Source organism: Lacimicrobium alkaliphilum (assembly GCF_002591895.1).
Lineage (GTDB): Bacteria > Pseudomonadota > Gammaproteobacteria > Enterobacterales > Alteromonadaceae > Lacimicrobium > Lacimicrobium alkaliphilum.
In genome coordinates, this window is record NZ_NISX01000008.1 from 12,839 (window position 1) to 37,698 (window position 24,860).

Sequence of the window (24,860 nt, forward strand, 5' to 3'; positions counted from 1 at the left end):
ACAGTATAACGAATTCACAGCCTGAAAGATTGCACAATTTTGAAACCCTGAACGCCAGCTCAGGAGTTAAGCGGGCGACGAGCCTTACGCACGGCCTTTGGATGCATTAATTTTTCAAGGCCTTGCAGACAACGTGCAATCTGTTGATGCGTCTCGTTATCGGCAGTAATAGCATTATATAACCAGTGGTAGGCATCCTCATAATCGTAGGGGCTACCGTGGCCTTTGATAAACAACTCTGCCAGACGAATTTGTGCTTTGAGGTTGCCCATGCCTGCAGCTTCGCGCAAAAAGACAATGGCACGTTTGATGTCCTTTTGAACCAGCCTGCCGATGGCATAGTAACGGCCCAGTTGCTCCATGGCAGCCGGTAACCCCTGCTGTGCAGCCAGGTTCATGTAGTGAACGCCATGCTCAGGCTCAGCATCGACACACACACCCCAGGCCAGCATATCCCCCCATAAAAACTGATAGGCTGGAAGTTTCAGGGTCACCGCCCGGGCTTCGATATCCTGAACGAGTTGGCAGTCATCCATTACCACCCGATCTAAATGAGTGTTCTCATTGATCATATTGATCAACTCATCCTGAGGATAGATCTGTACGGCCTTGAGCTCGGCTTGCTGTGCCAGCACCGATGCCGTCATTGTCAGCAGGAAACAACTGCCAAACAGCTTCTTCAACATACTCTCGCTCCTCCGACAGCTGTTAGTTATAGATCAACGCCAGCCTATGTATCGGCAAAACAGACAATTCTTAAAGCCGCCCGCCTTATATAATTCTACTCAGTCTGACTTGTTTAATCTCTCGATAGCCTGGCGCAGGTAGTCGAGCGAACTGCCAAAGTTAATTCTCACAAACTGCTTTTCCCCAAAGTCAGCGCCAGGAGAGGGTCCGAGTCCCTTTTCTTCAAACCAACGCTGAGGATTGTCTACACCTAAGCCACTGGCATCAACCCAGGCCAGAAAGGTCGCCTGCGGAGAAATGAGTTCTAATCCGTCAATCTGATTGATTTGTTTAACCAGATAATCTCTGTTACTACGCAGATAATCGAGCTGTGCGTTATACCAATCATCGCACTGCGTAAAAGCCGCTTCAGTAGCGTATAGGCCAAGCACATTAACCCAGGGTACGATCCCCATTGCCGCCTGATTAAACTGACGACGCAGTCTTGCATCGGGGATTATAGCAAACGCCGCTCCGAGGCCCGCGATATTAAACGTTTTACTGGCAGCCATAAGAGTAATACTGTTGCACTTGAGCGAGTCCAGTTTGCCTGCGGGAATGTGATGGGCCTGTTCATCGAGGATAAGGTCACAGTGAATTTCATCACTGCATAACTTCACTCCATTGCGCTGACAAATATCTGCAATTCGCTCCAGTTCTTTTTCGGTTAATACCGTACCCACAGGATTCATCGGATTACACAATACAAACAGCTTAGTTGCCGGATCGGCTGCCTGCTTTTCCAGCTCGTCAAAGTCCAGCATCCAGCGACCATTTTGGTTCACAGTGGGAATATCAACCCGCTGCAATTGATTCAGCTGAGGTGCCGCCAGCAGAGGTGGATAGTTGGGCACCTGAATCATCACTTTGTCACCGGGTTCGCAACAAGCCTTGCAGGCCACATTGAATCCCGGCACCACACCAGGCATCCATACAATCCAATCCAGCTCAATTTGCCAGTTATAGCGCCGGTCAAGCCAATCTGCCACGGCTTGCTTGGCTGGTTCATACTGACCCGGTAATGTATATCCCAGCACCCCATGTTCGACTCTGCTGGTCAGAGCGTCGAGAATAGGTTGAGCGCATCTGAACTCCGTATCCGCCACCCACATAGGCAATATATCCTGGCCTTTATACTTCTGCCATTTGAAAGAGAAAGTGGGTTTGCGATCGATGATCTGGTCAAAATTCATAAATATCCCATGAAATTATTAGCGCTATTGGCAAGTACCGAAAAACTGACTACTACTTTATAAAGAGTGGCATACAAGACGCAACTTTGATCTGGAACAACATATACCAATCCAATTGACTATCCGTCCGGCAAGTTGATCCTAATCAAAGCATTGTGCCATGTGTCAGGTGATACTCAGTCTAAACGTAAAGGAGATAAGACGATGCAAGATAAAGACAATGTTGGTGTCTGGGATACGGCTATTCGCTCAGTGCTCTCATGCATTTTACTGGCCCTGGCGGTAGAAGGCATCCTTCCCCCGGTAGTGAGTGTGGTACTGGTTGTCGCTGGTATTATGCTCTGGACCACGGTATCAACCGGGGTTTGCTGGATATACAAGCTATTTGGTATCGATACTTACCATCATGCCAGGTAGTGGTGGCCAGATTGAACATTTGAAAAAGGCGCCTTATGGCGCCTTTTTGATTACCGGATGAGTTTACAGCGCGTAAACAAATAACAAGCCCAGAACCAGGCCGGTAATGCCGAAAAAAATGTATTCAACCTTAGACTTCATCTCGGCACCGGCTGCGACGGGTTTATACGCCATAGCCATGATAATACTGCTGACACCCAGCACCAAAGCCAGCAATGCCAGACCAAATAATACCGCTTCAACCCAATTTCCCATGATAATGCCCCTGAATAATAACGATGAGCGTATTATGCCGTAAAACGAACCACTGATCAGTGCACCAGATCAAATTTTTACCAGGCTATCTGCATAGAGGCCTGATTGGTAGAAATACACATTAAGTTGCGAAACTGACCACTGCTTTTGCACTTTCCTGATCGGGATCTGACTAATATACCCTATTAAACAACAAGTTAGTGTTGTGGCGCGAGACTTGCAGAGTCTATGGCAACGAATAATGTCAATTTCTTGAGGAAATCTAATGAAAACACTAGCCACTTCACTTTTGTTGCTGAGCTCATCTGTTTTAGCCGCTGACTGTAACGTCAACCTCAAAGGGGAGCTTAGTCTTGAAAAGGGCGTTGTGACCCTCTTTACGCAGGATAAGCATCCACTGGTCCTGAATGGAACCAATGCCACCTACAGGGGCAACACCTTGTCTCTGAACGACGAGCAACAGTTGCTACTGAATCAGTATCACCAACAGGTGACTGACTTAGCGCCTCAGGTAGCCGATATTGCTATGGATGCTGTCGCGCTTGCCAGTAAAGGAATTAACACTGCTTTTGGCGAGTTATTGGGTGAAGATGACCCCTTAGTGCTGGAATTCAGTGAGGAGATGGATATGCTCAGAGACAAAGTCTCACAGCAACTCTATGCTGAGGATGGCACTATCCGCTTTAACTCTGTGCAGCTAAAAAATGACCAATTTCTTGGGCCTCAGTTTGAATCTGAAATCGAACAGAAAGTAAAGCAAATGGTTGCACGTTCCATGGGTAGTCTGATGATGGCAATGGGCAAACAAATGCTGGCCAGCGGCGGTGATATGAAATCCTTTGAACAACGCATGGAAAATTTCGGTGAACGCATCGAACAGCAAATGACAACAAAAGCCGATGGCATTGAAAAAAGAGCTGATGAGCTCTGCTATGATCTGGCCAAACTCGATGGTCTGGAAAAGCAAATCGGTCAACAGATTCCTGCCCTGGCGGGTCTGGATATTGTCAGGGTTGATGGCCATAAAAACCTGATGTAATGATCTGTACGGTCCTGTCTCTGGTATATTGCTGATGATTATCAGGCGACAGGAACCGGCCACACTATGACTAATATTAGTATTTGCGGTTGCGGGTGGCTCGGCGAGCCGCTGGCGTATATGTTTCTGCAACAGGGATTCCGGGTAATGGGAACCTGCCGCAGTCAGCAGAAACGTGATCAACTGCAACAAAAGGGTATAAATGCCCGCCAGTTTGAGCTTGGCCATCCGATGCCGACAGATATATTCCATCAATCAACACTGATTCTGAATCTGCCGCCAGGACAATATCGTCAACAGCCTGAATTTTTCGTCAACAAAATACTTTACCTGATCGAAACGGCGAAACTACATGGCTGTCAAAACATACTGTTCATCAGCACCACTTCTGTTTATGGCGACAGCCGTGGTCGGGTGACAGAGCACAGCCAGCTAAAACCGGTGACGTCCTCAGCAAAGGCCCATGTACAAATTGAACAGGCGATACTTGCAGCAAACGGTACCGTACTGCGCCTGGCCGGCCTTATTGGCCCGGGACGTCATCCAGCCAGGAACCTTGCCGGCAGGAAGCAAATCAGCGGAGGGGCTAATCCGGTCAACCTTGTCCATCAGGAAGATGTGATCAACGCCGTGATCACGATTATCAAACAACAAGTATGGGGCAAGGTGCTGCATCTGGCTGCCACAGAGCATCCATCCAGAGCAGATTACTATCGGTGGGCTGCAGGCGAGGCCGGATTAGCCCCTCCTGAATTTAAGCCTGACAATGGTGGTGATAGCAAAGTAATTGATGCCACCGCCACTCTCAGTATGCTGAATCTGGAACTGGCCTATCCCAGTCCGTTTCAGATGCCGGTCAGTTAAACATCCCGGCATCGAAAAACTTGATTGCTACAGTGTTAATAAATATCACCAACAGAATGATGGGAATAAAGGTTCCGAGAGAAAAATCTACGTACTTCTCATAGAAACTACTTTTGTATCCGTCATCACCTTCACGCAGGGCATTATTAAAGTTCGCTTTTTTCCAGCGGTAGATCACAAACAGGCAGACCAGAAGCCCATTCAGGGGAAGAATGGTGTCATAGAAAACATCCACCAGCACATCGAAGAATGACTTATTCATACCGGCATAATGCGTCATTTCAGTAAAAAAGCTGAACATACCGAAAGAGGTAGTAGCAGCCAGCGTCAGGGCACCTATCCCTAAACCCAACACCAACAAAGCTTTACGGCGACTTAAGCCTTTTTCATCCATCAACGCCGCGGTAGGCACTTCAATAATGGATACCAGAGATGTTATAGCCGCAAAAAACACTAACAGGAAAAAGACGGCGGCGACAAAACTGGCGGCGCCATATCCAATACTGGTTTGCAGTGCCAGGAATATTTTCGGCAGAAAGGTAAAAATCATACCCACAGACGAATCACTTAGATCCGCCATATTGGTATCGGGGTTAAACGAGAATACAGCCGGCAACAACAACAGCCCCGCTACAAACGCAACCAGCGTGTCAGTCAATGCCACCAATCTGGCCGAGCCGGGTACCGAATTCTTGCGAGACAAATAAGAGCCATAGGTAATCAATATGCCCATACCCAGTGATAGTGAGAAAAATGCCTGTGACAGAGCCGCACTGACAACCGAGGCATTAATCTTGCTGAAGTCCGGGATCAGATAGTACTTTACCCCCTCCATCGCATTATCCAGTGTCAGCACAAAGATGACTAAGGCCACTAACATGAAAAACAGCGCTGGCATCAGGAATTTCGCCGCCTTTTCAATTCCTTGCCTGACCCCGCCTTGCAGAATCAGAAACACGATCGCGGCAACCACCAGCATATAGGCAAAAATGTCCCCGCTATTTATAAACACACCAAAGGTGGCCGGGTCCGCGAGGACATCAAGATTACCGATAGCGACCTGAATCAAATAGCCAATCAACCATACCGTGATGACCGTATAGAAAACGGCAATCATAAAAGGGGTCAGTATGGCTAACCAGCCTGCAAGCTTCCATTTAGACTCGCCACCGGATATATCCCGATACGCTCCCAGAGGATCTTTTTTAGCATGGCGGCCTATAGACATCTCTGCCAACATTACCGGCAGACAAATGAAGAACACAAACAAGGTATAAATTAACAAAAAGGCTCCGCCACCATTCTTTGCGGCAGCGACAGGAAATCCGACCATATTACCGATACCAACGGCTGAGCCAGCCGCAGCAAGAATAAAACCTAACCTTGAACCAAACTCTTCGCGAGGAGCTGAACTCATTAGTGATCCTTATTGTTATTATTGACCGTCAGGGATAGTTTTTTTATCCGTTTATAGTAATTTCGGATATTAACAGCAGGGTAACAAAATGTCTTTGTACCTCAGCGAATAATTCTACCCCTTATATCGACTACCAGGGAATGGGTTTGCCCTGCCAATCCAGATAGTAAGGAGCCTGGTCAGAGGTGAGTCCTTCGAGTTGACTCAGCAGATATCCGGCAGCCTCTTCTTTTTTGAATAATTTGTGCGCAGGCACCCTGTCCTGGAATGGCGCAGATAAAGGCGTATCGACGGTGCCGGGATGGTAGCTCACCAATGCAACACCAGGGCAACGGCGTCGATATTCTACCTGTGCAGTTTTAATCAACATATTCAGCGCCGCTTTGGAAGACCTGTAACCGTACCAGCCACCGAGCCTATTGTCGGTGATACTGCCGACCCTGGCGCTGAGAAACGCGATAACAGCAGATCGTTTAGCATCGACAAGTGCAGGGAGATGTTTTAGCCAGAGTGCCGGTATAATGCTGTTAACCGCAAAGTACCGATGCAAATGCTCAGCGTTGAGGTGTTCTAGTTTTTTCTCGGGTTGCAATTCCCCCTCATGCAACAAACCGACACAGCAGATAAACTGGTCGATATGCGATACGGTTTCCACCAGTTGCCGGCAGATACCCCCGATACTGCTGTCATCCTGTTCAGGTATCTGAAACTGTTCAACAGACGCAGGCAGATCAGGCTGTGGCTGTCGGCTTATGGCCAGAACCCGGTTATTTTTATTGTCCTTGCCGAGCCGGGTTGCCAAAGCTTTGCCAAGACCGCCGCCCGCTCCTACTATCATGGTCGTTTTCATTATCGCTGGCCTGTCTCAATACATTCAAAGATCTGCATACGCATAAAAGTTCGCTTTGGATGACTTGAATAACTGTCGCGCCAGTCCCAGATCGGAACGATAGTTGTGTATAAATCCATTATAATTTAACCACTTTCACGGAGGCCTTATGGCACAGAATTTACAGCAGGCAACATTGGCAGGCGGGTGCTTCTGGTGCCTTGAATCCGCGTTCAACGGCCTCAAAGGCATAGAATCGGCCTATTCTGGCTATGCAGGGGGTGAGGTAAAAAATCCGTCCTACGAGCAGGTCTGTCAGGGAAATACGGGACACGCCGAAGTGGTCCGCGTGACGTTCGATGCTGATGAGATAAGCTACAAAGAGTTGCTGGAAATATTTTTTGCACTACATGATCCGACTCAGTTAAATCGTCAGGGAAATGATGTTGGTACCCAATACCGAAGTGGGATTTTTTACCACAACCGTGAGCAAAAGGAGCAGGCGCAAGCCCTGATTCATGAACTGGAAGAGCAGCAACTATGGCCGGGAGACATCGTTACAGAACTGGTTGAAGTGAACAATTACTATCAGGCGGAGGATTATCATCAGGATTACTTCAGTAACAATCCTCAAAACACCTATTGCAATATGGTGGTGGCTCCGAAGCTGGCTAAATTTCGCCAGAAATTCGCCAACCGTCTGAAACAGGACTGATTCCCGACAGAGTCTGTCAGCGATTATCGGTGGTGGCCACGCAGACCCTGTTGCGGCCTTCCTCTTTGGCCCGATAAAGGGCATTATCGGCTCGATGCAATAACGCCTCTGCGTTTTCACCTTCTTTGGCTTCCGCCAGCCCAAGGCTGCCTGTCAGGCTAAAATCCCCGAGTAACAGCCGGCAATCCAGTTGACTGATTGACTGGCGCAGGCGCTCTGCGAGTGCCAGTGCATCCTCCAGGCAGGTATTGGGTAGTAACAAAGCAAACTCTTCACCGCCCCAACGGGCCAGTGTGTCGATTTCCCGGCTATTTTCACGAATACTCTGCGCGACCAACGTCAGAACCTTATCACCGATAGCATGTGAAAACTGATCGTTCACTCTCTTGAAAAAATCCAGATCCAACAGAATCAGGCATAGAGGGCTCTCGTGACGCCGCGCACGGGACAATTCACGGGTTATGGCTTCATCAAAAGCGCGCCTGTTGCCCAATCCGGTCAGCGCATCCTGGCGGGCCTGCAGTTCAAAGGCTTCAGATTGCTGGCGAATTTTCTCGACCAACGCTGATTTTTCGATATCGGCCCGCTGCAACGACTCGGCCTTTTCCCTCAATTCTGCTGTTTGTTCATCTACCTTGAGTTTAAGGGTATTGGCGGCACGCTGAAGGCTGACCAGTCGCCACTTTATCAACCCTGACACCAGTAAAAGAACCAATGCTATGACCAATACCCAGAAGCTGGTTCTTTGCCAGAAAAAAGGCTGGATAGAGAAGCGTACAGATTCCTGCTGACTCCATTCTCCATCAGGATAAGATGCCATAACTTTAAACTCATACTCACCAGGCGGCAGATTGGTAAACTCACTGCTGGTCTGTGTGTTGCGCGACACCCAGTCGTTGTCAAAACCTTCCAACAACGTGCGATACTGGATCTTCGAGGGCATCACAAACCCCAGTCCGGCATAACGGATTTCAATACGGTTGGTGCCTGCCGGAAGCAGTGGAAGATTTGCCGGTTGGTAAGGCTTGCCATCGGCCACCAGACTCTCAATCACAGCCGGGGGAACAATGGCGGAAAATTCAGATAACCGTTCAGGCTGTACGCGGGCTACGCCTTTGGCTGTAGCAATCCAGATGTCTCCATCATGCGTTTTAATTGCCGCCGGATTTGAGCCACCATTAGCCTGAGAACTGACCATACCATCAGATTCACCAAATAATTCATAATCCAGACTGGTGCGCTCCCCCAGTGCTACTTGTGTGGCATGCTCACTATTTATCCTGATGATGCCACGGTTACTGCTAACCCAGAAAAACCCCTGCTCATCGGCAACAATCTGAAAGTACTTGTCGAATGGCATTCCAGCACTAACCCCCACCAGGCCCAGTGATTCAGAGGCATAATCATAACGCAATAAACCACGGTCACTGGCGGCCCACAAGGCTTGATTATCGGGCTGCTGATAGAAGCCAAATATAAATTCAGCCTGCTCATGAGGCCCGAGATCCAGAACCTCTAGCTGGTTATCTTTCCAATACGCCAGGCCCTTTGCTGTTCCGATCCAGATGCGGCCATCGGGTGCACTTAATAGTGAGGAAATAAACGGGCTGGGCAACTCATTCTGCTGTGGTAAGGCGGTCACAAGCCGATTCTGAATTATATTCAGCCCATTGACTGTACCCACCCATAGCCGGGTGTCGTCAACAGGAAGAATTGCGCGTACCTCATTTGAAAAAAGCCCGCTATCCCTTGTAAAGGCTTGCTGCACCTTCCCTTCGTGCCATCGGGCCAGCCCCTGTGTATAGCTACCTACCCAAATCGCGTTATCCGGCGCCTGAGCCAGGCTAAGTACGCTACTGCTGACGACTTTCCCGTTAAGCGCCTTCAGTTGGTCGCCCTGTATGACATCTAAGCCCCGGCTGGTACCTATATAAATACTGCCATCTCTGGCCTGTAACAAAGCGCGCACAAAATTGTCAGTCAGTCCCTTTTCATCGGTCAGCGTTGAAAAAGGTGCATCTCTGAGCCTGAAAAGCCCTCCATTGGTACCCAACCAAAGACTGCCCTCGCGATCGATAAATAAAGAGGTGATACGGTTATTAGGCAATCCCTCCTGCGCCGACAAGTGCTCCAGCTCACCATTGTGTATTCTGAACAAGCCATTTTCTACTGTTCCGATCCACAATGCACCATTTTGCCCAACCAGCAATTCCAGTGCAGCGACATCATCAAGGCGAGAGTCAAGTCGAGTAAAACGTTGATTTTCAAGGCGATATACACCATTTTCCGTGCCAATCAGCAAGCGATCCTTAAGATCCACTTTAACAGAAAATACCGGGCCGTCAGGCAAACCGCTAAAACGCTTATCATTGTCGACAGCCTGCGCCTGTTCACTGACAATACGGAACAAGCCACCAGCAGTACCCACCCAAATAGCGCCGTCTTTATCACTGACCAGATCATAGACCCTTTCGTCTGTCAGCCCCTGTGCCGCTGAAAACCGGGTGCGTGTGCCATCAGGTTGCTGACGGATAACACCCGCATTGTCGGTGCCCAGCCATAAATCACCAGCGGCATCACAATGCAATGCTCTGACCATAGAGCTAAAAGCAGGTTCGGCAACCCATCTCTCTGGACGCACTTTACTCAGCCCACCTCTGGCACTGGTGACCAATAGATTGCCCTGACAATCTTTACCCAGATTATAGGTGCCGGTGTCGGGCAAACCGGTTTTCTCACCGCGCCCAAACACCTCCATACTGCGGCCATTGAAACGAGCAACCCCCTCCCAGGTAGCAAACCACAAATAGCCATCTTCTGTTTGCTGGATACTGTTGATGGTGTTGTGGGGTAATCCGTCCCGTGTAGTCCAACTCTCCTGGAAAAAATCGGTCAGCTTTCCCTGTGCATAGGTCATCTGAGGTATCAGTAACAAAACAGCGAATAGGAAAAATACCCCACACGCTATCCTGGAATATTCAACCTCAGCTTTCACTCTCATTCAATCTGTCCTTGCAATTTCATGACCCATTGCCAGTATCAATATTCAGCTACATATTATCAGTACAATAAACTATAAAACTTACGCCGGTACTGGCTGGCCAGCGCATCGCCTTCGGGCAGAGCGTTAAGGCTGTCAAGCATAATCCTGCGGGCTTCGCCAAAATTCAAATCTTTGCGTAACACCTCCAGAAGTAACGAAAGTGCTTCTTCTGCCCGTCCATTTTGTTGTAATTGCACCGCGAGTTTGACTTTTACGTCCATATCATCAGGATTCTGTGCCAATGTTTGCTGCAGGGCTTTGATTTCAGGCGACTCAGCCGCTTCCTCAGCCAACTCTATACGCCCTTTAAGACTCTGATAAGTAGCATCCTGGTCCACCAGTCCAATGGTCTCCAGCAACTCTCTCGCTTCACTGATACGTTTCAGTTCAATAAAACACTCGATCAGTACAAACTTAATATCACTGCGCTCAGATTCCAGTTCCAGTGCTTGCTTTGCCAGGCTAAAAGCTTGCTGAACATCGGATTGTGCCAACGCCGCCCGGGCCTGCTCGAGTAATCCATCCGCCGGACTGGGTAAATGCTTATCCAGCAACGTCCGAATTTCTGTTTCCGACTGCACTCCGGCAAAGCCATCCACAGGCTGGCCATCTTTGACAAGAATCACAGTAGGCAGACTGCGCACGCCGAATTGCATAGCAATCTGCTGTTGCTCGTCGCAGTTGACTTTGGCCAACACCAGATCGTCGGGCCGCTCCGCTGCCAGCTTTTCCAGCACCGGCATAAGATTCTTGCAGGGCTCACACCAATCTGCCCAGAAATCCACCAACACAAGCTTGTGTTGTGACGTTTCGAGAATGACTTGCTGAAAGTTGTCTAGATCTACATGGATAATGTTATTTGATTGTTGTTCCATCTGTTTTACTACCTGTTCTGATTCTATCTGGATTTATTGTCCTTCAGGACAGCGTTCTGGCCTTATTCGCCAGATGCGGGAAATGACTTTCAGGAACATAATCTGCCAGTGCCAGCATAGAAGTTGCCAGTTCCGGGTAGGTTTGCCCGACAAGATTAAAATGGCCCATTTTGCGCTTGTCTCTGACGGTCTTACCATACCAATGCAGATGGCATCCGCGGATCGTCAACATATCCCGTGCAAAAGAGGCATAACCGATAATATTCACCATGGCACAAACCGTTTTTATACTGGTATCCCCTAAGGGCAGATCACATATAGCACGTAAGTGGTTCTCAAACTGACAGGTATCGGCGCTTTGCATCGTCCAGTGACCCGAATTATGTACACGGGGGGCAATCTCATTGACAAGCAAACGATCTCCCAGCTGAAAAAACTCTACCGCCAGTACACCAGTGTAATTCAGTTCATCAGCCAGAGTCTTGAAGATTTCTCTGGCCTGTTGTGTCAGCGCTTCGGTTACCCCGGGTGCTGGCGCCAACGACACATGTAACTGTCCCTGATGGTGTAAATTTTCTGCCAGATCATAAAAACGAAAATGCCCTTTGCTATTGCGCACGCCAACCAGGGAAACCTCTCTGTCAAAGTGGAGCATTTTCTCCACCACCAGTGGCACTTTTCGCAAGTCCAATGCCAAGAGCTGTTGTTTCAAATCAGGCAGATCGTCCGATTTGTGTAACCGCCACTGACCATAACCGTCATAACCGTCCCGACTGGCTTTAACAATTAACTGGTCACCCAACTCGTCCACAGCACCGTCCAGCTGTTCGACGTTATCAATAACCCGATGAGGGCAATTGGCAATATCCAGTCTCTGAAGCAGGTGTTTTTCTCTGACCCGATCGGCCCCGGTCAGGATCGCACCAATCCCTGGCATTAATTTACCGCTGAGTTCGGCCTTTTCCAGCAGCGCCTCCGGTACATGCTCAAATTCTACCGATATGGCATCCGCCTGTTCTATCGCCTCTTCCAGACCGATATTGTAAGGCTCTTTGTTCACCGGGTTAACTACCTTGTGAGTATTAACATCTACCGCAGACACCTCAATACCGAGCGGACATCCCGCCAGATACATCATTCTGGCTAATTGACCGGAGCCAAAAATCAGCACGTTCATTCAGGCAACTCCAGATTCTGACTGGAAAGTACCTTATCAGTTTGAGTGCGTCTGAATTCCTGCACAGCAGTTCTGACAGTTTCATCATTAAGCGCGATGATCTGAGCCGCCATCAAGCCCGCATTGGCCGCACCGGCATCGCCGATTGCCAGCGTGCCCACGGCTACGCCCTTGGGCATCTGCACAATAGACAGCAAGGAATCCAGCCCGTTCAGAGTACGGGACTTCACCGGCACGCCAAACACCGGCAAATGGGTATGCGCAGCAATCATGCCCGGTAAGTGGGCGGCACCGCCAGCACCGGCAATGATCACGTCAAACCCATTGTCCGCGGCAGTGGCTGCAAACTCAGTCAGCAGCTCCGGGGTACGATGAGCAGATACGACCTGGGCGTGGTACTCAACCCCCAGCTCCTTAAGCATCTGCGCAGCATGCTGCATTGTCGGCCAGTCAGATTGAGACCCCATTACAATTGCCACTTTCGACATTTTTGCTCCTCAGGTATGAAGGACTCTGGTCCGCCCCTCTTAGTGAAAAAATAAAAGCGGGATTGTACCTCAAAAGATTGCCCCATCCTAATCCCGCCAGATATCTAAAACGTAACCGTTAAGCATAAAAACTTCCCCGTGGCCATCGTGCTCTGGCTTCTATCAGGCCTAATTTGCTTTACGCCAATATCTTTGTTCTACCGCTGACATTATAAGCAAGTCTGCTTGCATCGTATTAGCCATTACTACTCTCAGCACCAATTTTAAGGATAGCAGGCCCGTCTATGATAGCGCCATCAAGTCGCGCCCACTACGGCATCAAACGCACTGTCTGAATAGTCTGTGCCGTGCTATGCCACTGGGACAGAAACGGTGTTGACCATCTGTGAGATCACAGGAACCGATGACATTTGGTGAGATAAAAAGGACAAAATGGCTTGCCACTTGGACAGCAAGCGAAGTTACAAGCTGTGTTGCTCCAGCAATTGTTGAATAAAGGATTTGCAATGGCGACTTGCTTCTTCAAAATCCAGTTTCTTATGAGCGTCCAGAGTGCACCGTAACCAAAATCCATCGATCATCGCAGCGGTCATCGCCGCGGCAGTTCTGACCTGCTCCTGGCGAATCAAAGTCCGGAAAGAATAACGTAAGTTAGCCTCCAGCCGTGCAGCATTAACCCGCTGTAAACGCATCAACGCGGGGCTGTGCATCGATTGCGCCCAGAATGCCAGCCAGGTTCGCCCTGCGCGGTCAGAGCGCTGCAGATTAGTGAAATTGGCATCGACAATTCTCATCAGCCGCCGCTCTGCTGATTCATCGGTCCCCATTTGCTCCAGTAAATCTGTCTTCAGCTTTTCCAACAGGTACCTGACGGTGGCCTCCAACAACGCCTGCTTACCACCGAAATAGTGACTAATGATCCCCGAGGAAAGCCCCGCAATACCGCTGATGGTATTAATGGTCGTATTATGCAGGCCATAACGGGAGACTGACTCCAGTGTTGCGTTGATCAGTTGTTGACGTCTGATCTCTTCCATTCCTAGTTTTGGCATATCATTTTACTCATTCTGATTTGCCTTAGCATAGTCTTACAAGTTATTGCTTTTCAAGAGAATTTTCATTAGAAACTCAAATGTCATCTGACTGCCACCCTTTATTAATTAAACGTTCAATTAAGTTTAAATAAACCGTCATACACCCTGTTCACAATGATGTTTTAGTTATCCATTTGCACACGAAAATCAGACACAGACTAATCAGGAACAATAAAGAAATGAAACTCAAAAGCTCATACAGTTTAACCGCGCTGGCAGTAATCAGCGTATTATCCCATCAGGCCCACGCCAACGAAGAAAGCATGATGGAAGAGGTCTCGGTTGTTGGTAAGAAAATCTCCTATGCCAACAATCAGGTCGATGTGTCAATGCTACAACAGCAAGCTCCGGTGACCAGTGTTCTGGCGGTAATCGACAACCTTCCCGGAATCAGTATTAACGAAGGGGATGCGTTTGGCGGAGATGACTGGTCAACATCTATCACCATGCGCGGTTTCAGTATCGACGGTTCTCAGCAACAGTTAGGTATGACCATCGATGGTTTGCCAAATGGCGGCTCTAACTATGGTGGTGGTTCCAAAGCCAATCGCTATTTGGATGCCGAAAACATGAGTACGGTAGAAGTGGCCCAGGGTACATCTGATGTCTCATCTGCGTCGCTGGACGCCTTAGGCGGCACATTCAACTTTGTCAGCCGCGATCCTGGTATGCAAAAACAGACGACCTTCGCCTACAGTCAGGGCGATCATGATGCCAGCCGTTATTTTGTTCGTCATGAAACCGGTCAGATTTTCGATAACACCTACGCTTATGTGAGCTATTCACAAACCAGCAATAAGCGCTGGATTGGCAGCGGCGACAATGGTGGCGCCGACCGTCAGCACTTTGAAGCCAAGTTTGTATCCGAGTTCGGCAAGCTGTCCCTGACCGGGCGGTTTTCCTATGACGACGTGGAAGAAGACAATTACAATAGCGTCAGCAAGGAACAATTTGCACAAACCCCTGACTGGGATCAATTGACATGGGACTGGACCGGTATTCCGCATTTTGACCAAATGTATGCAGAGGGCTGGTCAACCCTGCGTGAGAACAGTCTCGCCTATCTGAAATTTGACTATCAAATCTCTGCAACCTCGTCGTTAACACTGACCCCCTACTTCCATAAAATGAAAGGCCGTGGTGATTGGATTCCGCCTTATCTGAATACTGTGGTTGACGAAGATGGCAACCCCACAAACAAGGGAGGCAGCAATACCCGATACGGGTTTACCGACCAGCAGGGTAATCCGCTTACTCCAGCCGCTGACTGCGACGCTAATTACAGCTGGCCCTGGACGTCCGGCCCTGGCTTGCATCCAGCTTGCTATCCCGATGACGCCGTTCCGGTGATGTCGTATCGCCACACCCATTACGGCAAAGATCGTTTTGGTTTTACCGGTAACTATCAGTTAACACTGGGAGACCACGATGTGCTGGCGGGTGTATGGTACGAAGATATTGATCGCGATGAGTCCAGAGACTGGCATAAAGTGATCGATGCGCGGATATTACATCATTTTGATAGTACCCCTTATTGGGTGCAGTACGAAAATAATTTCCAGACCGATGTTCTGAAACTGTATCTGCAGGATAACATCAGCTTTGGCGACCTGACCGTTAATCTGGGGGCCCAGAAGTATCTGGTTGATATTCAGAAAACCGACAATTTCAGTGGTAGTGTCGTTAAGGAAATTAATAGCGATTCCGAGCTGTTATATAACGCCGGGGCTGTGTACCAGTTGAGCCAGGAACTTGAAATCTTCACCGGTTACAGTGAAAACTTTTCGGCCATCAAAGATTTAGTGCTGGAGCGCAATGAAGCAAACGTCGATGACCTGGAACCTGAAACCGCAGAGAACATCGATATCGGTATCAGATACAGCAACGACGATTTGCAGTTCAGCGCTACCCTGTATGATATTCAGTTTGACAACAGAATCTCTCTGATTGCCCCCGGGGCCGAGGTAGAAGGGATTGTATATGATCAGGGTGATGGCACTTACCGAAACGACGGCGGTATAAAATCCCGTGGTATAGAGCTTGCCGCTAACTATCGGGTAAATGACAAGTGGAGTCTGTACGCGGCCTATACCAAGAACAATTCAGAGTACACACAGACCATTGAGAATACCGTGGATGGCGTGCGCACTGTAGAGGTGGTCGGCGACACCGATGTCATCGACGCTGTAGAAGACATGGTAACACTGTCGCTGGACTACTACAGCGGCAATTTACGCGGGGGGCTTTCGGCAAAATACACCGGCAAGCGCCAGGGCGGCTATTTAGATATTCTCAGTGACCCGTCACAGCGCAACCAGGTAGATGGCTATACCCTGCTCGATCTGAATATCGGCTATCATCTGCCTGTTGCCAACACGTTAGTCGATTCGATCGATCTGGCTTTTGTTGTCAATAACATCACCGATAAACGTTATCTGTCATCAGGCACGGGTAACGGCTTCAGTTACTACATTGGCGGACCACGCACCGCCGCATTAACGTTAACAGCTAACTTCTGAAACTGATTAACTGAGGCGGGTCACCGCCTCAGTTTGCAAGGATAAAATATGTTCAGGATTCTCTTTCTCAGCGTGTTGCTGTTTTGCTGTGGTATAGCCAGGGGAGCTCATAACGTGCTTCTGGTAACTATTGATGGGGTGCGCTGGCAAGAGGTATTTCGCGGTGCCGATCCGGACCTGATCAGTCACAATAAGTTTGTCCGTGACCCTGATACTCTAAAAGCAGCGTTCTGGGACGATAACAGCCACCGTCGTCGCCAGTTATTGATGCCATTTCTCTGGAACTCTCTCGCGAAACAGGGCGTTTTGGCAGGCAACAGAGATATTAATTCCGACATGCGGGTGGCAAACCGGTACTATTTCTCCTATCCGGGATACAGCGAACTGCTTACTGGCATAGTAGACAAGGCCGTCAACAGCAATGACCCTGTTCCCAATCCCCATGTTTCTTTTCTGGAATGGCTGCAACATCGACCCGGGTTTGAGGCAAGACCCGCGTTGTTCGGCAGTTGGGACATATTTCCCTATATTGTGAATCAACAACGTAGTCAGCTGCATGTAAATGCAGGGTTTCAGCCTGCTCATGGCTACCCCCTATCGGCGAGCATGCTGATGCTTAACGAGTTACAAAAACAAATCCCCAGTCCCTGGCATAACGTCAGACTGGATGCATTTACTTACCGCTTTAGTAAAGACTATTTACTGCACGTAAAACCCAGAGTCATGATGATTGCGTTGGGAGAGCCAGATGACTTTGCTCACAACGGAAAATATGACAAATACCTCCATGGGATCCGGCGTGCTGATGCCTATATTGCCGATCTATGGCAGACCATTCAGTCTACTGCTGGCTACAAAAACAATACCGTATTACTGATTACCACCGATCATGGGCGCGGCGATACTGCCGCTGACTGGCAGCACCATTCCTCCGCACTCGCTCTGAAGGGTAATAAAGAAGCCATGCAAAGCTTTCCCAATGGTATTGTCGGTTCTGAGTATGTATGGCTTGCAGCAATGGGGCCTGGCATCGCCAATAGAGGAGAAATCGAGCATCAAACGCCACTTTACCTGGCACAGCTAAGCTCAACTGTTGTTACTTTGTTAGGCGAGGATCCCAAACACTTCAACCCTGATTCCGCCCCCGCGATAAAAGAGATTCTCAAATGATACGACTGACATTATTGTTTCTGATTTTAGTGTTTTCCTCGCCTCCCCTTCAAGCAGCCCCAACCAAAATTCTGTTTGGTTCGTGTAGCAAGGAAGATCAAAACATGCCGATTTTTGAAGCCATAAATGCCGAACAACCAGACCTTTTCATGTTCCTTGGCGACAATATATACGCAGATACAACAGATATGCAGGAACTGGCCGCAAAGTATCAACAGCTGGGCAACAATCCGGGAATCAAAATGTTACGCCGTCAGACTCCCGTTATTGCCATCTGGGATGATCATGATTACGGCGAAAATGACGCCGGCCGGGAATACACAAAAAAGCAGGAATCCAGAAAGATCATGCTGGATTTCTGGAACGAACCTGCTGATTCAGTTCGTCGTAACCGGGAAGATGGCATATATACGTCTTACACATACACACACGGAAACAACATTGTCAGAGTCATCATGCCCGACCTGCGCTGGAATCGACCGCCGCTGAACAGTGTCAGCAAAGAAGAGTTCTATCAAAAACGAAATATCCGCAATATGGGACCTTATTCTCCGCACACAGATCCGCAGTTAAGTATGTTAGGGGAAAGTCAATGGAAATGGCTTGAAGAAGAGCTTAAAAAGCCCGCTACCGTTCGTATCATCGCCTCCAGTTTACAATTGTTAGCTGAATTCACGGGCTGGGAATCGTGGGCGAATTTCCCAGCCGACAGGCAACGACTCATCAGCTTTATTCAAAAACAACAAATTGGCGGTGTGCTGATCGTCAGTGGTGATACACATTGGGGTGAAGTTTCCAAATTGGATGCTGAGCTAAGTTATCCGCTGTGGGAGGTGACCAGTTCGGGTCTTACCGAAGAATGGAAACAAATCAGTCCTAATCGGCATCGTATTGGTGAGCCCACGCACAACATTAATTACGGTTATATTGAAATAGACTGGCAGCAAACGGACCCATTGATCCAAATTGGGCTACGTAATGTTGAAGGAGAACAGGTTACCGGTCAACGCTTTCACCTTTCTACGTTGTCTCCCCGGCAATCCAGATAACACTCAGAATGTACCTTAAAAGATTGTCCCATCCTAATCCCGCCAGTCCCGCAAGCCGTATCGTTGAAGAATGCGTAGCAGGTCACCAGAGGCTCTCATGTCGGCGATTCCCTTGCTGAGCATTTCAGCCCATTGTGCTGAGTCAGGTTTTGCTGGTGAAAAGGCAACATAGACCTTTGTATCCGCCGTCGGATTATCAACAGTACCGGCGTTTACATAGGGTATGCCATCAGGAAACTGATCAACGTGGTAACGAAAAACTGACTCATCTTCCACCATCACATCGATACGACCCGCTTTGAGCATTTTCAGCCCCTGGGCCAGCGGCTTGGTGCCAAACAGCACGTGAATATAATTCTGGTTCCTGGGATCAGCAACATAGCCGTCGATATCAGCGCCATAGCTGTACCCCGCGCTAACACCCAGAATGACATCAGACAGTGATGCGATCCTCTGGTAACGCCACTTGAACTCGGGTAAGACCCACAGACTGGTAAGCATTTGTCCTTGTTCAACAGCAGGAAAAACAAACCCAGGGGCATCATTAAGGGTGGCACCGATAACGGCATCAAAATCCCCTTCCCTGGTACTCTGCACCGCACGACTCCATGGCATCAGTCTGTACTCAACATCTATACCCTTTTGAGCGAACACGGCGCGAGCGATTTCCACCATAAAACCCGGCTTGTCACTGTCTGGTTCACAATTATAAGGGCACCATAAATCAGCAGCCAACACCAGGGTTTCGGCCTTAACTGTACTGGCAAACAGCACCAGCCAGAACAACAGGACATTAAATAAATTGCGCATCAGATACTCTGCTTGGTTTCAGGTTGAGCTTAATAAAATAATTGCCCCAATCAAATCAGACGTTTCAGTTTTCATCCGGTATATGCAGTACAGCAGGAGCCTCCACTTGCTCACGAGCCGTTTGCAGATTTCCCCAGAACTGTTTCACCTGTTGCTGATTATGCCGATAATAGGTCTTATTAAACGGAATATGCCAATGAGCAGCCATCAGAATATCTGAGGTAACCTGTATTTTTTCACTCAGTTTCAACTTTTTCACCGCACTAAGACCGATCTGAGTTTCTACCACGTAACCGTCTATTTTCCCCGCCGCTACCATTTGCAGCCCCTGTTCCAGTGATAAATCGAATGGTGCCAGCAGACCCTGTTCTTTTAATTTTTTATAAGGTACGTAACCAAACGGAGCACCTATTCCCGCTTTGGGTTTTTGACGATAGTTCTGGAACGAAAAATTGCTGCCTCTGGCAACAAAAAAAGGGTATCGGGCCTTCCACAAAAAATGTTCGGGCTGTTCCTTATCTGCACCTTTGGGGTAACGCATAGACTTAGCCCTTTGTGGTGTATAAATAACACTAAAAGCCGCATTGGCTGTGCCCATTTTCACCATATTCAGACAACGAGACCAGGGGCGACGAATATACTCAGCCGAGAATCCGGATTTTTTTGCAGCCCAGCGAGAGAGCTGTATCAGGTATCCTTCAGTCGAATCATTTTCCCCCTTTCCCAACACATCAAGGAATGGCTCGTACCGGTCAGACTCATAGCATATAAGCATTGGTATCGGGCTAGCTGCATTCGCCGGCAAAGGGAGAATTGTCAACCAGCATATCGCTGCAAAAGTGTTTACTCGCTTCAAGTCGGGCTCCAGGTCCATTTTACTGGTTCAGTTTAGTCGCTCTGTTGATCTTTGCCCCGCTGCTGAGACCCATCAGAACTCTTTCCTACCTTATGGGGGGAGACAAATGACTCATGGTGCTTTCTCTATTAAGATGATGAGGTTAGCCTAAACGCTCACTGCGATAATCTCCAACGGCAGCTTGAATTTGATCGTCACTGACCCAATTAAGGCTGACATTGTTTGTTAAACCGGTGTTCAGCAGAGGTACACGGGGCAATCCCCTTGTTGCCCTCCGGTTCAGAGGTGTCTTTATGCTTGCTTTGCAAATCAATGACTTACGAAAGGTATATCGCGGCGGAACCGAAGCGCTAAAAGGCGTTGATTTACATGTACAAGCAGGGGATTTTTTTGCCCTGTTGGGCCCTAATGGTGCAGGCAAGTCCACCACCATAGGCATTATCAGTAGCCTAATCAATAAAACTTCCGGTTCAGTTAAGGTGTTCGGAGATGATCTTGATAAGGACCTGGTCAGAGCCAAATCACATATCGGTCTGGTTCCGCAGGAATTCAATTTCAACCAGTTTGAGACCCTGATGCAAATCGTGGTAAATCAGGCAGGTTACTATGGCGTTCCCAGAACACTCGCTAAACAACGTGCAGAAAAATACCTTAAACAGTTAGATCTGTGGGATAAGCGCAACGCGCCCGCGCGCGAGCTGTCAGGCGGCATGAAACGCCGGCTGATGATTGCCCGGGCTCTGATGCACGAGCCGAAAATGCTGATACTGGATGAGCCCACTGCCGGTGTGGATATCGAAATTCGTCGCTCCATGTGGGTGTTTCTGAAAAAAATCAATCAGCAGGGCATTACCATTATTCTCACAACCCATTACCTTGAAGAAGCGGAAATGCTGTGTCGCAATATCGCCATTATCGACAAAGGGCAGATCATTGAGAATACCAGTATGAAAGGCCTGTTATCCAAACTGAATGTGGAGACCTTTGTGCTGGATTTGCCCCCCAACAGCATCCAACCCACCCTGCAAGATTTTGACTTCAGACAAATTGACGATCATAGCCTGGAAGTGGATGTGCCCAAGAGCAGCGGTTTGAATGCGGTGTTCAGCCAGTTATCAGATCAGGGAGTACAGGTGTTAAGTATGCGCAACAAGTCAAACCGGCTTGAAGAGCTCTTTGTCAGACTGGTAGAAAACGGACGTACCGATAACGCTTCAGCGGAGCAGGAGAATAACCTTGAATAGTTTACAACTTACCGCCCTGCGCACTATCTGGATTAAAGAGTGCACCCGTTTCTTACGCATCTGGATCCAGACACTGGTACCTCCTGCGATCACCATGAGTTTGTATTTTGTCATTTTTGGCAACTTAATTGGTAGCCGTATCGGCCAGATGGGCGGCTTCAGCTATATGGAGTTTATTGTGCCAGGCCTGATTATGATGGCAGTGATTACCAGTGCCTATGCCAATGTGTCTTCATCTTTTTTTAGTGCAAAGTTCCAGCGCAACGTGGAAGAGCTGCTGGTCGCACCGGTATCAAACTGGATAATTATTCTTGGCTATGTCGGTGGCGGTGTAACCCGTGGCTTGCTGGTCGGTGCGCTGGTAACCATGGTGTCTCTGTTTTTCGTTGATCTGCAGATTCATAATCCACTGATGTTGCTGTTAACCCTGGTACTCACTGCAACCCTGTTTGCCGCTGCCGGGCTTGTCAATGCGGTGTTCGCCAAGACCTTTGACGATATCAGCATGATCCCAACCTTTGTGCTCACTCCTCTCACTTATCTGGGCGGCGTATTTTATTCACTGGCTCTGCTGCCCGAATTCTGGCAATGGGTCAGCAAAGCGAATCCTATTGTGTATATGGTCAATGGTTTTCGCTATGGCTTTCTGGGCGTATCCGATGTGGGTATTGGTACTTCTGTAGCAGTGTTAATAGGGTTTAATGTATTGCTTTTCGGATTGGCCTGGAACCTGATTAACCGGGGTGTGGGAATTCGTAGCTGATGGCAGCTGGCAATTCCAGGGCCGTCACTTCAAACCAGAGCGGCCCCCATGAAAAAATACCGGAGTTGGTTAAACGGCACCTGGCCTCGCCGTCCCAAAAGCCCTTCAGTGAACATACTCTGGCGGCATTTGCGCAGGCCAGTGAATGGCTCGATGGCTGGAAGGGGCCGCTGGTGATGGACTCCTGCTGCGGAGTGGGCGAGAGCACGGCTGAGATCGCCCGACTAAATCCCGATGCTAAAATACTGGGAGTAGACAAGTCAGCCCTGCGTACTGAAAAACATCAGCGTGGTTATGCCGCCGATAAACAAAACTATCTGGTGCTACGCGCCGACCTCAATGATTTCTGGCGGCTTGCCCATCAGGCAGGCTGGCGTCTGTACAAACATTATCTGCTCTACCCTAACCCCTGGCCCAAGTCTGCACATATCAAAAGACGCTGGCACGGCAGTGCTGCCTTTGCCGATATTCTCATGCTCGGTGGCGAACTTATTCTGCGCAGCAACTGGCCACTGTATGTCGAGGAATTTTCTCTGGCGCTGAAAATCGCTGGAATAGAAGCCCCTGCGCATCTTTATCATGCGGAGTCTGCCATCACACCTTTTGAGCGAAAATACTGGGCCAGCGGTCAACAAAGCTGGCAACTGATAGCGAATTTAAAACAAAGCCCTGTCTGAATTCATTCTGGCAGGCAGACTATAGAAAAGTCGCTATTTCATGCAGATCTTTTTTCACCAGAGCATGCTCCGGTATTGTTGCATCTTCAGCAGGGTATCCTGCAACTAACAACATATAAGGCCGCTCGTTATCCGCATCACGCTGGCAGATTTCGGTGAGAAAGCTCATCGGTTTAGGTGTATGGGTCAACGTGACTAATCCAGCCTGATGCAGGGCCTGAATCAGAAATCCGGTGGCCAGACCCACTGATTCATGAACATAATAATTCTGCTGCTTGTCCTGCATATGGATCCCGCCGCGTTTTTGACTAAACACTGCGATCAGCCAGGGTGCCTGTTCCAAGTAAGGTTTGTGAGAGTCAGTGCCCAGGGGTTTGAGCGCCCCAAGCCATTCTTCACCGGCGCGCCCTTCATAGAAAGAACGTTCCAGGGCTTCTGCCTGCTCACGAATTTTACGCTTCACCTGCGGATCTCCCACTGCAACAAAATGCCATGGCTGATGATTGGCCCCGCTGGGTGCGGTGCCGGCGGCCCGTATACAGGTTTCGATCACATCCCGGCTAACCGGCCGCTCGGAAAAAGAGCGTATAGTATGTCGGCGCTGACATTGGGCGTAAAACTCACGGGCTCTGGCGAGCATTTGTTCGGGAGGAAATTCCTGATAGTCACTCAGGGGGACAGAAGCATGGTCTTGCATAGAGCAGTTCCTTTTGGCTGAAAGCCAGAACAAGTACCCTATTCGAACTGATCAGGTCAAGTTATCGGTACAATGGCGCTGCTACATTTCGTTTACAACCTGTCAAGTTTCCGGTACTCAGCTCCAAAACCGAGATTCAGTTCAGTTTAAAAAAGCCTGAGGCTTACTGAAGTAAAACCCCTGTCCGTAGCGTATCCCCAGACTTTGCACGGCGTCCAGACAATCTTTATCTTCTACATGTTCAGCAATAACAATAATATTGCGCTGCTGCGATAACTGATTTACATGGCCGACAAAATCCAGTGCTTCCTGGCTTCTTGTCATTTGTTTGATCAGATGTCCATCGACTTTAATACCGTCAACAGGTAAATCCAGCAAACTCAGGATATTACTGTTAATGGCACCGAAATGATCTACAAACAACTTAATCCCCAGCGCCTTACAGATATCCAGAAAAGATTTGAATTCATCCCGATACTGAAAGGCCGTTGCAGCCATCAATTCCAGTGTCACACGGCGCGGGCTGGGGTAGTCCTGTACAAATTCAGACAGAAACTTACTTAAACGCGGCTCCACAATATCCTGCTGGCTGATATTAATACTCCACCCTATATTATTATTGCGAAAGTATTCAGCACTGGCATGAAACACCCGCTGTGTCAGTTCCCCGAAACAGTGTTCACGCTCAACCAGACACAAAAATTCACTGGGCAGGAAAGTCTGTTCGTCCTCCGTCACCAGACGCGCCAGACATTCGTAACTGTTCACGGCATGGTGCTGTAAATCCATTATCGGCTGGAAGTAAGGCACAATCCGTTCAATGTCAAAAGAGCCCATTATCTGTTTGATATGCATGATAGCGTTTTCTCTGAAGGTGGCTCTGTAACTATACCCAACTGACCTCAAAATGCGAGCTTAGGCGGGGTATGAGGCGATTCTGGCC

At 48.7% G+C, this 24,860-nt stretch carries 24 protein-coding genes; 10 read left to right on the top strand and 14 right to left on the bottom strand.

The window, feature by feature from the left end; all coding sequences use genetic code 11:
- Window positions 1-59: 59 nt before the first annotated feature.
- On the bottom strand, window positions 60-647 hold the full coding sequence (locus tag CDA54_RS09090) for a tetratricopeptide repeat protein (RefSeq protein WP_099034835.1): 588 nt from the start codon (window positions 645-647) through the stop codon (window positions 60-62).
- 138 nt (window positions 648-785) lie between these two features.
- Window positions 786-1,919, bottom strand: a complete 1,134-nt coding sequence (locus tag CDA54_RS09095) for a MalY/PatB family protein (protein ID WP_099034690.1) — start codon at window positions 1,917-1,919, stop codon at window positions 786-788.
- A gap of 204 nt (window positions 1,920-2,123) precedes the next feature.
- Between CDA54_RS09095 and CDA54_RS09100 the strand changes: the two genes are divergently transcribed.
- On the top strand, window positions 2,124-2,336 hold the full coding sequence (locus CDA54_RS09100) for a YgaP family membrane protein (RefSeq protein ID WP_099034691.1): 213 nt from the start codon (window positions 2,124-2,126) through the stop codon (window positions 2,334-2,336).
- A 63-nt stretch (window positions 2,337-2,399) separates the two neighbouring features.
- Here the strand turns inward: CDA54_RS09100 and CDA54_RS09105 are convergent, their stop codons facing one another.
- Window positions 2,400-2,591, bottom strand: coding sequence for a hypothetical protein (locus CDA54_RS09105; RefSeq protein ID WP_099034692.1), 192 nt, complete (start codon window positions 2,589-2,591; stop codon window positions 2,400-2,402).
- A gap of 265 nt (window positions 2,592-2,856) precedes the next feature.
- Here CDA54_RS09105 and CDA54_RS09110 point away from each other — a divergent pair, with 265 nt between their 5' ends.
- Window positions 2,857-3,630, top strand: coding sequence for a DUF2884 family protein (locus CDA54_RS09110; protein ID WP_099034693.1), 774 nt, complete (start codon window positions 2,857-2,859; stop codon window positions 3,628-3,630).
- 66 nt (window positions 3,631-3,696) lie between these two features.
- Window positions 3,697-4,494 (top strand): NAD-dependent epimerase/dehydratase family protein, encoded by a 798-nt coding sequence (locus CDA54_RS09115; protein WP_099034694.1) that lies wholly within the window; start codon window positions 3,697-3,699, stop codon window positions 4,492-4,494.
- Here the strand turns inward: CDA54_RS09115 and CDA54_RS09120 are convergent.
- Window positions 4,487-5,911 (bottom strand): sodium-dependent transporter, encoded by a 1,425-nt coding sequence (locus tag CDA54_RS09120; protein WP_099034695.1) that lies wholly within the window; start codon window positions 5,909-5,911, stop codon window positions 4,487-4,489. The genes CDA54_RS09115 and CDA54_RS09120 overlap by 8 nt on opposite strands.
- Window positions 5,912-6,041: 130 nt before the next feature.
- Complete coding sequence (locus CDA54_RS09125) at window positions 6,042-6,761, bottom strand: SDR family NAD(P)-dependent oxidoreductase (protein WP_099034696.1); 720 nt, start codon at window positions 6,759-6,761, stop codon at window positions 6,042-6,044.
- 148 nt (window positions 6,762-6,909) lie between these two features.
- Here CDA54_RS09125 and msrA point away from each other — a divergent pair, with 148 nt between their 5' ends.
- Window positions 6,910-7,455, top strand: a complete 546-nt coding sequence (gene msrA / locus CDA54_RS09130) for a peptide-methionine (S)-S-oxide reductase MsrA (RefSeq protein WP_099034697.1) — start codon at window positions 6,910-6,912, stop codon at window positions 7,453-7,455.
- Window positions 7,456-7,471: 16 nt separating this feature from the next.
- Here msrA and CDA54_RS09135 read toward each other — a convergent pair whose 3' ends face one another.
- The 5 genes from CDA54_RS09135 to betI all read right to left on the bottom strand — a co-directional run bounded on the left by CDA54_RS09135 (window position 7,472) and on the right by betI (window position 14,090).
- The gene (locus CDA54_RS09135; protein ID WP_099034698.1) at window positions 7,472-10,456 is read right to left on the bottom strand and encodes a ligand-binding sensor domain-containing diguanylate cyclase; all 2,985 of its coding nucleotides are present in this window, start codon (window positions 10,454-10,456) and stop codon (window positions 7,472-7,474) included.
- Window positions 10,457-10,515: 59 nt separating this feature from the next.
- Window positions 10,516-11,373: a thioredoxin gene (gene trxA, locus CDA54_RS09140; protein WP_099034699.1), complete on the bottom strand. Its 858-nt coding sequence runs from the start codon at window positions 11,371-11,373 to the stop codon at window positions 10,516-10,518.
- 43 nt (window positions 11,374-11,416) lie between these two features.
- Window positions 11,417-12,550, bottom strand: coding sequence for a 5-(carboxyamino)imidazole ribonucleotide synthase (locus CDA54_RS09145; protein ID WP_099034700.1), 1,134 nt, complete (start codon window positions 12,548-12,550; stop codon window positions 11,417-11,419).
- Window positions 12,547-13,038, bottom strand: coding sequence for a 5-(carboxyamino)imidazole ribonucleotide mutase (gene purE / locus CDA54_RS09150; protein WP_099034701.1), 492 nt, complete (start codon window positions 13,036-13,038; stop codon window positions 12,547-12,549). Before purE ends, CDA54_RS09145 begins: the two co-directional genes overlap by 4 nt.
- 461 nt (window positions 13,039-13,499) lie before the next feature.
- The gene (gene betI, locus CDA54_RS09155) at window positions 13,500-14,090 is read right to left on the bottom strand and encodes a transcriptional regulator BetI (protein ID WP_099034702.1); all 591 of its coding nucleotides are present in this window, start codon (window positions 14,088-14,090) and stop codon (window positions 13,500-13,502) included.
- A gap of 221 nt (window positions 14,091-14,311) precedes the next feature.
- Between betI and CDA54_RS09160 the strand changes: the two genes are divergently transcribed.
- The 3 genes from CDA54_RS09160 to CDA54_RS09170 are packed head-to-tail and all read left to right on the top strand — an operon-like array spanning window position 14,312 to window position 18,870.
- Complete coding sequence (locus tag CDA54_RS09160; protein WP_099034703.1) at window positions 14,312-16,651, top strand: TonB-dependent receptor; 2,340 nt, start codon at window positions 14,312-14,314, stop codon at window positions 16,649-16,651.
- 48 nt (window positions 16,652-16,699) lie between these two features.
- Entirely contained in the window at window positions 16,700-17,821 is a 1,122-nt protein-coding gene (locus tag CDA54_RS09165; RefSeq protein WP_099034704.1) for an alkaline phosphatase family protein, read from the top strand.
- Window positions 17,818-18,870, top strand: a complete 1,053-nt coding sequence (locus CDA54_RS09170; protein ID WP_099034705.1) for an alkaline phosphatase D family protein — start codon at window positions 17,818-17,820, stop codon at window positions 18,868-18,870. The genes CDA54_RS09165 and CDA54_RS09170 overlap by 4 nt, the downstream gene beginning before the upstream one ends.
- 33 nt (window positions 18,871-18,903) lie before the next feature.
- Here the strand turns inward: CDA54_RS09170 and CDA54_RS09175 are convergent, their stop codons facing one another.
- Together CDA54_RS09175 and CDA54_RS09180 are read right to left on the bottom strand one after the other, a co-directional pair.
- Entirely contained in the window at window positions 18,904-19,680 is a 777-nt protein-coding gene (locus tag CDA54_RS09175; RefSeq protein WP_099034706.1) for a substrate-binding periplasmic protein, read from the bottom strand.
- Between the two features lie 64 nt (window positions 19,681-19,744).
- Complete coding sequence (locus CDA54_RS09180; protein ID WP_180237170.1) at window positions 19,745-20,455, bottom strand: substrate-binding periplasmic protein; 711 nt, start codon at window positions 20,453-20,455, stop codon at window positions 19,745-19,747.
- Window positions 20,456-20,829: 374 nt separating this feature from the next.
- On the opposite strand from CDA54_RS09180, the gene CDA54_RS09185 reads away from it, so the two are divergent.
- The 3 genes from CDA54_RS09185 to trmB are packed head-to-tail and all read left to right on the top strand — an operon-like array spanning window position 20,830 to window position 23,220.
- Window positions 20,830-21,780, top strand: coding sequence for an ABC transporter ATP-binding protein (locus CDA54_RS09185; protein ID WP_099034708.1), 951 nt, complete (start codon window positions 20,830-20,832; stop codon window positions 21,778-21,780).
- The gene (locus tag CDA54_RS09190) at window positions 21,773-22,543 is read left to right on the top strand and encodes an ABC transporter permease (RefSeq protein WP_099034709.1); all 771 of its coding nucleotides are present in this window, start codon (window positions 21,773-21,775) and stop codon (window positions 22,541-22,543) included. Before CDA54_RS09185 ends, CDA54_RS09190 begins: the two co-directional genes overlap by 8 nt.
- Window positions 22,543-23,220, top strand: a complete 678-nt coding sequence (gene trmB / locus CDA54_RS09195) for a tRNA (guanine(46)-N(7))-methyltransferase TrmB (RefSeq protein WP_099034710.1) — start codon at window positions 22,543-22,545, stop codon at window positions 23,218-23,220. Before CDA54_RS09190 ends, trmB begins: the two co-directional genes overlap by 1 nt.
- A gap of 19 nt (window positions 23,221-23,239) precedes the next feature.
- Here the strand turns inward: trmB and CDA54_RS09200 are convergent, their stop codons facing one another.
- On the bottom strand, window positions 23,240-23,917 hold the full coding sequence (locus CDA54_RS09200) for a nitroreductase family protein (protein WP_099034711.1): 678 nt from the start codon (window positions 23,915-23,917) through the stop codon (window positions 23,240-23,242).
- Between the two features lie 141 nt (window positions 23,918-24,058).
- Window positions 24,059-24,772, bottom strand: a complete 714-nt coding sequence (locus tag CDA54_RS09205; protein WP_099034712.1) for an EAL domain-containing protein — start codon at window positions 24,770-24,772, stop codon at window positions 24,059-24,061.
- Window positions 24,773-24,860 lie beyond the last annotated feature (88 nt).

What these genes read in the sequence shown, in the direction of transcription:
- CDA54_RS09090 (WP_099034835.1), bottom strand. Translation starts at nt 647, where the DNA reads ATGACGGCATCGGTGCTGGCACAGCAAGCCGAGCTCAAGGCCGTACAG.
- CDA54_RS09095 (WP_099034690.1), bottom strand. Translation starts at nt 1,919, where the DNA reads ATGAATTTTGACCAGATCATCGATCGCAAACCCACTTTCTCTTTCAAA.
- CDA54_RS09100 (WP_099034691.1), top strand. Translation starts at nt 2,124, where the DNA reads ATGCAAGATAAAGACAATGTTGGTGTCTGGGATACGGCTATTCGCTCA.
- CDA54_RS09105 (WP_099034692.1), bottom strand. Translation starts at nt 2,591, where the DNA reads ATGGGAAATTGGGTTGAAGCGGTATTATTTGGTCTGGCATTGCTGGCT.
- CDA54_RS09110 (WP_099034693.1), top strand. Translation starts at nt 2,857, where the DNA reads ATGAAAACACTAGCCACTTCACTTTTGTTGCTGAGCTCATCTGTTTTA.
- CDA54_RS09115 (WP_099034694.1), top strand. Translation starts at nt 3,697, where the DNA reads ATGACTAATATTAGTATTTGCGGTTGCGGGTGGCTCGGCGAGCCGCTG.
- CDA54_RS09120 (WP_099034695.1), bottom strand. Translation starts at nt 5,911, where the DNA reads ATGAGTTCAGCTCCTCGCGAAGAGTTTGGTTCAAGGTTAGGTTTTATT.
- CDA54_RS09125 (WP_099034696.1), bottom strand. Translation starts at nt 6,761, where the DNA reads ATGAAAACGACCATGATAGTAGGAGCGGGCGGCGGTCTTGGCAAAGCT.
- msrA (WP_099034697.1), top strand. Translation starts at nt 6,910, where the DNA reads ATGGCACAGAATTTACAGCAGGCAACATTGGCAGGCGGGTGCTTCTGG.
- CDA54_RS09135 (WP_099034698.1), bottom strand. Translation starts at nt 10,456, where the DNA reads ATGAGAGTGAAAGCTGAGGTTGAATATTCCAGGATAGCGTGTGGGGTA.
- trxA (WP_099034699.1), bottom strand. Translation starts at nt 11,373, where the DNA reads ATGGAACAACAATCAAATAACATTATCCATGTAGATCTAGACAACTTT.
- CDA54_RS09145 (WP_099034700.1), bottom strand. Translation starts at nt 12,550, where the DNA reads ATGAACGTGCTGATTTTTGGCTCCGGTCAATTAGCCAGAATGATGTAT.
- purE (WP_099034701.1), bottom strand. Translation starts at nt 13,038, where the DNA reads ATGTCGAAAGTGGCAATTGTAATGGGGTCTCAATCTGACTGGCCGACA.
- betI (WP_099034702.1), bottom strand. Translation starts at nt 14,090, where the DNA reads ATGCCAAAACTAGGAATGGAAGAGATCAGACGTCAACAACTGATCAAC.
- CDA54_RS09160 (WP_099034703.1), top strand. Translation starts at nt 14,312, where the DNA reads ATGAAACTCAAAAGCTCATACAGTTTAACCGCGCTGGCAGTAATCAGC.
- CDA54_RS09165 (WP_099034704.1), top strand. Translation starts at nt 16,700, where the DNA reads ATGTTCAGGATTCTCTTTCTCAGCGTGTTGCTGTTTTGCTGTGGTATA.
- CDA54_RS09170 (WP_099034705.1), top strand. Translation starts at nt 17,818, where the DNA reads ATGATACGACTGACATTATTGTTTCTGATTTTAGTGTTTTCCTCGCCT.
- CDA54_RS09175 (WP_099034706.1), bottom strand. Translation starts at nt 19,680, where the DNA reads ATGCGCAATTTATTTAATGTCCTGTTGTTCTGGCTGGTGCTGTTTGCC.
- CDA54_RS09180 (WP_180237170.1), bottom strand. Translation starts at nt 20,455, where the DNA reads ATGCTTATATGCTATGAGTCTGACCGGTACGAGCCATTCCTTGATGTG.
- CDA54_RS09185 (WP_099034708.1), top strand. Translation starts at nt 20,830, where the DNA reads ATGCTTGCTTTGCAAATCAATGACTTACGAAAGGTATATCGCGGCGGA.
- trmB (WP_099034710.1), top strand. Translation starts at nt 22,543, where the DNA reads ATGGCAGCTGGCAATTCCAGGGCCGTCACTTCAAACCAGAGCGGCCCC.
- CDA54_RS09200 (WP_099034711.1), bottom strand. Translation starts at nt 23,917, where the DNA reads ATGCAAGACCATGCTTCTGTCCCCCTGAGTGACTATCAGGAATTTCCT.
- CDA54_RS09205 (WP_099034712.1), bottom strand. Translation starts at nt 24,772, where the DNA reads ATGCATATCAAACAGATAATGGGCTCTTTTGACATTGAACGGATTGTG.